This is a genomic window from Streptomyces cahuitamycinicus, from assembly GCF_002891435.1.
GTDB lineage: Bacteria > Actinomycetota > Actinomycetes > Streptomycetales > Streptomycetaceae > Streptomyces > Streptomyces cahuitamycinicus.
Map to the genome: position 1 here is coordinate 1 of NZ_POUC01000404.1, position 7,195 is coordinate 7,195.

Sequence of the window (7,195 nt, forward strand, 5' to 3'; positions counted from 1 at the left end):
CCGTGACCGTTTTCCCGTGCCGCTGGCACCTCATCCCCCACTCGTCGGCGAGTGTGCGCACGATCGCCACTCCACGGCCGGAGACCTCGCCCGGCTCCGGGTCGCGCTGGCGCGGCAGGGTCGGGTCCTCGTCGTGGACGCTGACATGAAGGCAGTCGCCATCCCATGTGAGGACCAGGTGCGCGTCGCTGTGCGCGTGCAGGTGCGCATTGGTGATCAGCTCCGACACCGCGAGCACGATGGCGTCCACCGTGTCCGGCTCGGTATCGGCCCAGGGCAGGGACCCGAGACGCCTGCGTGTCCACTCCCGCCCTGCGCGTACGCCTCCGGACATCCGGAACGAATGCGCCCAGCCCATCGCCTTCACCGCCACTGCCCCCGGTCCCCTCTCCTGCGTCCACCCGTCGGCTTGTGCACGGACCGTGTACCCGGCCCCCGTCCGGTCAGGCCTGAGGAGACCCGGCGCCGGGGCTCGGGCGGGAACCGGAGCGCTCAACGGCGCCCCGCTCCCGGCGCGGTGAGCAGGACCCGCCCCGATGCGGATGGTGGGCGGGCCCTGCTCGTGCGCACCATTGTCGGGACCGCGCGGCGCGCGGGCCACGCGTGAGCTCTCCGGATGCGCGCGCGACGCGCACACCCCGCGCGCATGGCGCACATCCCGTGCGACGGGCACCACTTCCGAGCGCCGCGGGGTGCCGGACCGCGCTGTCCGGTGCCCTGTCGCGCCGGACGGTCGCCACACGCCGCCGACCCTGCGTCACATGGCACACGCCGACACGGGTAGGAGTGCGCAGGACCGACGGCACACGCCGCGGCCAGCCCGGGAGGTGATGCCCATCGACACGTACCTCACCGGCGCGCGCCGTCGGGTGCGACCCCGGGTAGCACCCGACGGCCTGCGGCGACGATACTGACAGACGCACGTACCCCCGCTCATAGATGGACCCATGCAGACTTCCCTCACCGCCCGCCCCATGACTCCCGCCACGGTGTGGCCGGCGCGCGGCCGCCACGCCCCGGGTAACGCGGAAGACGTTCTCCGGCGCTCGTTGCAGCAGCGCAAGGACAGTCAGGCCATCGACGACTTCCAGGAGTTGCCCCCGGACGAGACCGCCCCGGCTGAGCGGGTCTTCGAGGCCCGCTGGCGGGTCGGCGACGACGTGACCGTGCGCGCCCGGCTGAGCCTGAAGCCCGCCGTGGGCGAAGGGGCCGGTCAGGAGTGGCTGCTGGTCGCCGAGGCCGAGCAGCCGTGGGACCACGCGTGGCCCTCCCCCACCGGCCTGTTCTGGCCGCAGGAGCCGGACACCGCCTGGGACCAGGACACCGCCACGCGCCTGATCCCGGGTGAGATCAACCCGCTGCCGAAGGACGACAAGGAGATCCGCCGCCTGCTGAGGAACGCGGTGCGCGGCGGATGGCACATCCACGTGGTCGTCCACGAGGCGATGAGCACCGACGACCGGGGGCGCAGGCCGCTGGCGCAGTGGCTGCCGCCGGGCCTGCGGCACCGGGTGGTGGAGCATCACGCCGCCCCGCAGCAGTTGCGCGGCCTGAACTGGGCCCTGCGGGACTCCGGTGTCGAGGTGCCGCGCGGCGGAGCGGTGGTGCTGCCGGGCGTCCCCGCGCCGGACGGTTACGACCCCGAGGACTTCTCCGTGCGCGCGGTGTTCCTCGACGGTTCGAAGCCGGCCGACCTCGTCGACGCGGTGACGCGGTTCGCCGCGCTTCCCAGGCCCCTGCCCGACGGCGCCGAGGACGCCCTCACCGCGCTGCGCGAGGACTGGCACCTTCTGACGCTCCAGGAGGAGCTGGATCGCCAGCGCGGTCTGGTGGCCATGTACGCCGAGGCGCTGGAGGCCATGACGAAGTCCCGTGATCTGTACCGGGAGGCGGCCGAAAGCGCCCATGAGGCTTTGGCCGCCTACCAGGAGTCCGCCGAGATCGCTGCCGCCAGACCCCAGCCGACCGCCCCGCCGGCCGCGTCCCCGCTCCAGCAGCTCACACGGACGTTCGAACGCTTCAAGGTCAAGCGTCCGTCGACCGCGCCCGCGCCCGCCGACGAAGGGACCGCCGACGAAGGGACCGCCGACCGACGCGTGCCGTCGGAGCAGTAGGGCTCAGGGGCAGGAGCATCATCACCCTCGTGGGGCGCAGGTGTCAGTCGTGCCCTTCTGGATACGCGGTCCGTACGGCATCACGGCCCGCCCGGGAAGGTCCTCCACGACATGGGCAACCTCCAGCACCACTCGCCGACCACTCTCCGCGTCAACGGCAAACCCCGCACACTCACCGTCGATCACCGCCGGGTCCTGCTGGACCTCCTGCGGGAGGATCTCGACCTCACGGGCGCCAAGAAGGGCTGTGACCACGGCCAGTGCGGAGCCTGCACGGTCCTGGTCGACGGGCGGCGCGTCAACAGCTGTCTGCTGTTCGCGGTCGCCCTAGACGGCTGCGAGGTCACCACCGTCGAGGGCCTCTCCGGCGACGGGGAGGAACCGCATCCCCTGCAACGGGCCTTCCTGGAGCGGGACGCCTTCCAGTGCGGCTACTGCACCCCGGGCCAGATCTGTTCCGCCGCCGGCGTGCTCGCCGAGGCGGCGGCCGGTCACCCTTCGCACGTCACCGCCCCGGCGGCGCCCTCCGGCGAGCCGGTGCCGCTGGACCGCGAGGAGATCCGGGAACGGCTGAGCGGCAACCTGTGCCGGTGCGGCGCGTATCCGCGGATCGCCGAGGCCGTGGAGGACGTGATCTCGTGAAGGAGTTCGCCTACGTCCGCGCCGGCAGCGTCGAGGAGGCGACCTCCGCGTACGCCTCCCGCACCGGAGCGCGTTACCTCGGTGGCGGCACGAACCTCGTCGACCTGATGAAGCTCGGCGTCGAGGCCCCCGCCGCCCTGATCGACGTCACCCGGCTGCCCCTGGACTCGGTCGAGGAGCTGCCCGGGGGTGCGCTGCGCATCGGGGCCATGGTCCGCAACAGCGACCTCGCCGCCCATCCTCTCGTCCGCCACCGGTACCCGGCGCTGTCGCAGGCCGTTCTCGCCGGTGCCTCCGGGCAGTTGCGCAACGCGGCGACGACCGGTGGGAACCTGCTCCAGCGCACCCGGTGCCCGTATTTCCAGGATCTGTCGAAGCCGTGCAACAAACGCGAGCCGGGCAGCGGCTGCGGAGCACGGGACGGAGTCCACCGCGATCACGCGGTGCTCGGGCACTCCGCGCACTGCATCGCCACTCATCCCTCGGACATGGCCGTGGCCCTCACCGCTCTCGACGGGCGTGTCGAACTCGTCGGGCCCGAGGGGGCCCGGAGTGTCGCGGCGGCGGACTTCCACCGGCTGCCCGGGGACCGGCCCGAGCAGGACACCGAGATCCGTCCCGGCGAACTGGTCACCGGCGTGGTCCTCCCGGCTGCCACGGCCGGGCTGTCGTCGGCGTACCGCAAGGCGCGCGACCGGGCCTCGTACGCCTTCGCCCTCGCGTCCGTCGCCGTCGTCCTGCGCCTGGAGGACGGGGTGATCGGGCACGCGGGGCTCGCCTTCGGGGCACTGGCGCACCGGCCCTGGCGCGCTCGGCGGGCGGAGGAGGCACTGCTGGGCGCGGCTCCGACCCGGGCCGCGTTCGAGCACGCCGTCGATCTCGAACTGGCCGCCGCGCAGCCGCTGCGGGACAACGCCTACAAGGTGCCGCTCGCCCGCAATCTCGCCGTGGACGTGCTGTCCCGGCTCACGGACGCCGCGCTCACCGGGAGGGCCTCATGACCGGCAGTGTGGGCGCTCCCGCCGAGCGCCGGGAGGGACGGGAGAAGGTCGGCGGCACCGCGCGCTACGCCGCCGAGTTCCACTCCCCCGGCCGGGCCCAGGCCTGGCCCGTGCCGTCGACTGTGGCCCGGGGCCGGGTGACCGGCGTCGACACGGCGGCCGCCCTGGAGATGCCCGGAGTCCTCACCGTCCTCACCCACGAGAACGCGCCGCGGCTCGCGGAACCGGACGATCCAACGCTCGTGTTGCTGCAGGACGCGCGGGTTCCGCACCGGGGCTGGTTCGTGGCCCTGGTGGTGGCCGAGACCCTGGAGGCGGCCCGCGCCGGTGCCGCCGCCGTCCGCGTCGCCTACGACGCCGAAGAGCACGACGTGACCCTCACGGCCTCGCACCCGGGTGTGTACGTGCCCGAGGACGCCAACGGCGGTCATCCGGCCCTCCGTGAACAGGGCGACCCCGACGGGGCGTTCGGGTCGTCGGCCGCCCGGGTGGACGTCGCGTACCGGGTGCCGCCGCTGCACAACCACCCCATGGAGCCGCACACCAGCACCGCCCGATGGGAGGACGGCCGGCTCATCCTGCACACCTCCAGCCAGGGCACCGGTGCCGTGCGGGCGGCGCTCGCCGGGCTGTTCGGCCTGCCCGAGGAGCGGATCGTCGTCACCGCCGAGCATGTCGGCGGCGGCTTCGGGTCCAAGGGCACGCCGCGGCCGGACGTGGTGCTCGCCGCCATGGCGGCACACGAGACGGGGCGGCCGGTGACGGTGGCCCTGCCGCGCCGTTGCCTGCCCGCCGTCGTCGGACACCGCGCGCCCACCCTGCACCGGCTGCGGCTCGGGGCCGATACGGACGGCCGTCTCGCGTCCCTGGTGCACGAGGTCACCACGCACACCTCCCGCATCAAGGAGTTCGTGGAGCAGGCGGCGGTGCCCGCACGGGTGATGTACGCCGCGCCCAACAGCCGTACGGTGCACCGGGTCGCGGCACTGGACGTGCCGTCCCCGTCGTGGATGAGGGCGCCGGGCGAGGCGCCGGGCATGTACGCGCTGGAGTCCGCCATGGACGAACTCGCCACCGAACTCGGCATGGACCCTGTCGAGTTGCGCATCCGCAACGAACCCGGCGTCGAGCCCGACAGTGGCAGGCCGTTCAGCAGCAGGCACCTGGTCGAGTGTCTGCGCGAGGGCGCCCGGCGCTTCGGCTGGGCCGGGCGAGATCCCCGCCCGGGCGTCCGCCGGGAAGGCCCTCTGCTGCTGGGGACGGGTGTGTCGGCGGCGACGTATCCCGTCATGGTGGGGCCGTCGACGGCGACGGCGCGCGCACTGCCCGACGGTTCGTTCCTGGTGCGGATCAACGCCACCGACATAGGGACGGGCGCCCGGACGGTGCTCGCGCAGGTGGGGGCCGACGCCCTCGGAGTGCCGCTGGAGCGGGTTCTGATCGAGGTCGGCAGCACGGAACTCCCGTCGGCGCCGCTGGCCGGCGGCTCGTCCGGCACCGCCTCCTGGGGCTGGGCGGTGCACGAGGCCTGTGCCGGACTGGCCGGGCGGCTGGCCGGGCATGCGGGGCCGCTGCCCGCGCAGGGCCTCGAGGTCCGCGCCGATACGACGGGCGCGGCGGACTCCGAGAGCGAGTTCGCGCGGCACGCCTTCGGGGCGCACTTCGCCGAGGTCGCCGTGGACACGGTCACCGGCGAGGTCCGCGTCGGCCGGCTCCTCGGGGTGTACGCGGCAGGCCGCATCCTCAACGCCCGTACGGCGCGCTCGCAGTTCGTCGGCGGCATGACGATGGGCCTGGGCATGGCGCTGACCGAGGGCAGCACCATGGACGCCGCGTTCGGCGACTTCACCGAGTCGGATCTCGCGTCGTACCACGTGCCGGTGCACGCCGACGTCGCCGGGATCGAGGCGCACTGGCTCGACGAGGAGGACTCCCGTCTCAACCCCATGGGCAGCAAGGGGATCGGAGAGATCGGCATCGTCGGGACGGCCGCGGCGATCGGCAACGCGGTGCACCACGCCACGGGCGTCCGCCTGCGTGAACTCCCGCTCACCCCGGACCGGGTGCTGACCGGGCTGCTCGACCGCTGGACCTGAAGGGCCGTCGGCCGGAGCCCGGCCGAGACATCACTGAGTCATGCCCGCCACGGACGGGCTCACTCAGTCCTGCCCGCCTCGGACGGCCTCAGTCCATCATGCCCGCCTCGGACGAGGGCGCCGCCGCCCACTGCCGGGCGGCGATGGGCGCCAGCACCCGGAAGACCAGCGCGACGAGGGACAGCAGCGCCGCGCACCCGGCGACCGAGGCGGCCAGCCACGGCGGGGCGAGCGCCAGGTCGACGGCCCGGGACAGGGACGCCGACGGGAAGGAACTCCCGTACGCCTGGGCCCCGGCCAGCACTGTGGGCACCAGCACCGCCCCGGCCAGCACCAGCGCGACGGGGCGCAGCGCCAGCAGCAGTGCCAGCACCGTGCACAGCACCGACAGGCCGAGGGCGAACGCGTGCATCCGCAGGGACGCGTCGCCGCGCTGCACCGGGAAGTGGACCACCGCGCACACGGCGAGGGCCAGGGCGGCGAGCCAGCCCGACCAGGACACGGACCGGGCGAACCGGTCCGTGGCACGCTCCTGGTCCGGCGGTGAGTGGTCGAGAGTGCGGTGGGTCTCGCGGTCCGTGTCCGGGCGTGCCGTACGGCGCTTGCCCGGCCGGCCGGGCGTCGCGGGTTGACCGGTCTCGCCCTCGGTGCGTGAAGTCCCGTTCTGGTGACGGCCGTTGCGGTCCAGTCGTTCCAGGCCGAGGCGGTCGATCAGCTCGACCAGCTCCCCGACGGACCGCCCGGTGGCGGCCGCACGGAGTGCCTCCTCGCGGACGTGGGGCTCCTGCGGCTCCTTGTGCAGCAGGGTCACCAGCCGGGTGACCTCCTCCACCGGCCGATGGGCGGCCGCGGCCCGGATCGCCTCGTCGGCGCACTCGGCTTCCCGCGGGGGCTTCGTCAGCAGGGCGATCAGCCGGGACACGTCCTCCACGGACCGGCTCACCCCGGCGGTGCGGAGCGCGTCGACCCTCGCCTGCGTATGGTCGGGCGACTCCTCCAGCGAGACGATGAGGTCGACGACCTCCTCCAGCGGCCGGTCGGCCACGGCCGCTTGCACCAGGTCGCTGACGGCGTCACCGTACGGCGCGCCGGAGGCCGGGCCGGAGCCGGGCCGGAGTTCCACCGGGTTGTCGTCGAGCGACCGGATGACGAACGGCCGCGCCGGCTGGTCGGTATCGCCGGTACCGGACCCCGGGGGCGGATCGGTCTCGTCCGGGCCGGCGGTGTCCGTGTGGGCGGGCCGGGAGTGCTCCTCCGCCTGTTCCGTCCGGTCCGGGACGGGCGTGGCGGGCCGCGCCTCGGCGGGATCCAGCCAGTCCTCGGCGGGTGGAGCGGCCTGCGT

Annotated in this window: 6 protein-coding genes; 4 read left to right on the forward strand and 2 right to left on the reverse strand. The window is 74.0% G+C overall.

The window, feature by feature from the left end:
• On the reverse strand, positions 1-373 hold a 373-nt coding region (locus tag C1J00_RS34700), incomplete at its 3' end, for an ATP-binding protein (RefSeq protein ID WP_102912927.1).
• Between the two features lie 574 nt (positions 374-947).
• On the opposite strand from C1J00_RS34700, the gene C1J00_RS34705 reads away from it, so the two are divergent.
• The 4 genes from C1J00_RS34705 (at position 948) to C1J00_RS34720 (ending at position 5,853) form a co-directional block, all read left to right on the forward strand.
• Complete coding sequence (locus C1J00_RS34705) at positions 948-2,114, forward strand: hypothetical protein (RefSeq protein ID WP_102912928.1); 1,167 nt, start codon at positions 948-950, stop codon at positions 2,112-2,114.
• A gap of 111 nt (positions 2,115-2,225) precedes the next feature.
• Positions 2,226-2,756, forward strand: a complete 531-nt coding sequence (locus C1J00_RS34710; protein ID WP_102912929.1) for a (2Fe-2S)-binding protein — start codon at positions 2,226-2,228, stop codon at positions 2,754-2,756.
• Positions 2,753-3,757 (forward strand): FAD binding domain-containing protein, encoded by a 1,005-nt coding sequence (locus C1J00_RS34715; RefSeq protein WP_102912930.1) that lies wholly within the window; start codon positions 2,753-2,755, stop codon positions 3,755-3,757. The genes C1J00_RS34710 and C1J00_RS34715 overlap by 4 nt, the downstream gene beginning before the upstream one ends.
• Positions 3,754-5,853, forward strand: coding sequence for a xanthine dehydrogenase family protein molybdopterin-binding subunit (locus tag C1J00_RS34720; RefSeq protein ID WP_102912931.1), 2,100 nt, complete (start codon positions 3,754-3,756; stop codon positions 5,851-5,853). The genes C1J00_RS34715 and C1J00_RS34720 overlap by 4 nt, the downstream gene beginning before the upstream one ends.
• 88 nt (positions 5,854-5,941) lie before the next feature.
• Here the strand turns inward: C1J00_RS34720 and C1J00_RS45630 are convergent.
• The coding region (locus tag C1J00_RS45630; protein WP_102912932.1) for a hypothetical protein at positions 5,942-7,195 on the reverse strand (1,254 nt) is incomplete at its 5' end.

Bases quoted from the DNA above. Each gene is read 5' to 3' on its own strand.
- C1J00_RS34705 (WP_102912928.1), top strand. From the start codon at position 948: ATGCAGACTTCCCTCACCGCCCGCCCCATGACTCCCGCCACGGTGTGG.
- C1J00_RS34710 (WP_102912929.1), top strand. From the start codon at position 2,226: ATGGGCAACCTCCAGCACCACTCGCCGACCACTCTCCGCGTCAACGGC.
- C1J00_RS34720 (WP_102912931.1), top strand. From the start codon at position 3,754: ATGACCGGCAGTGTGGGCGCTCCCGCCGAGCGCCGGGAGGGACGGGAG.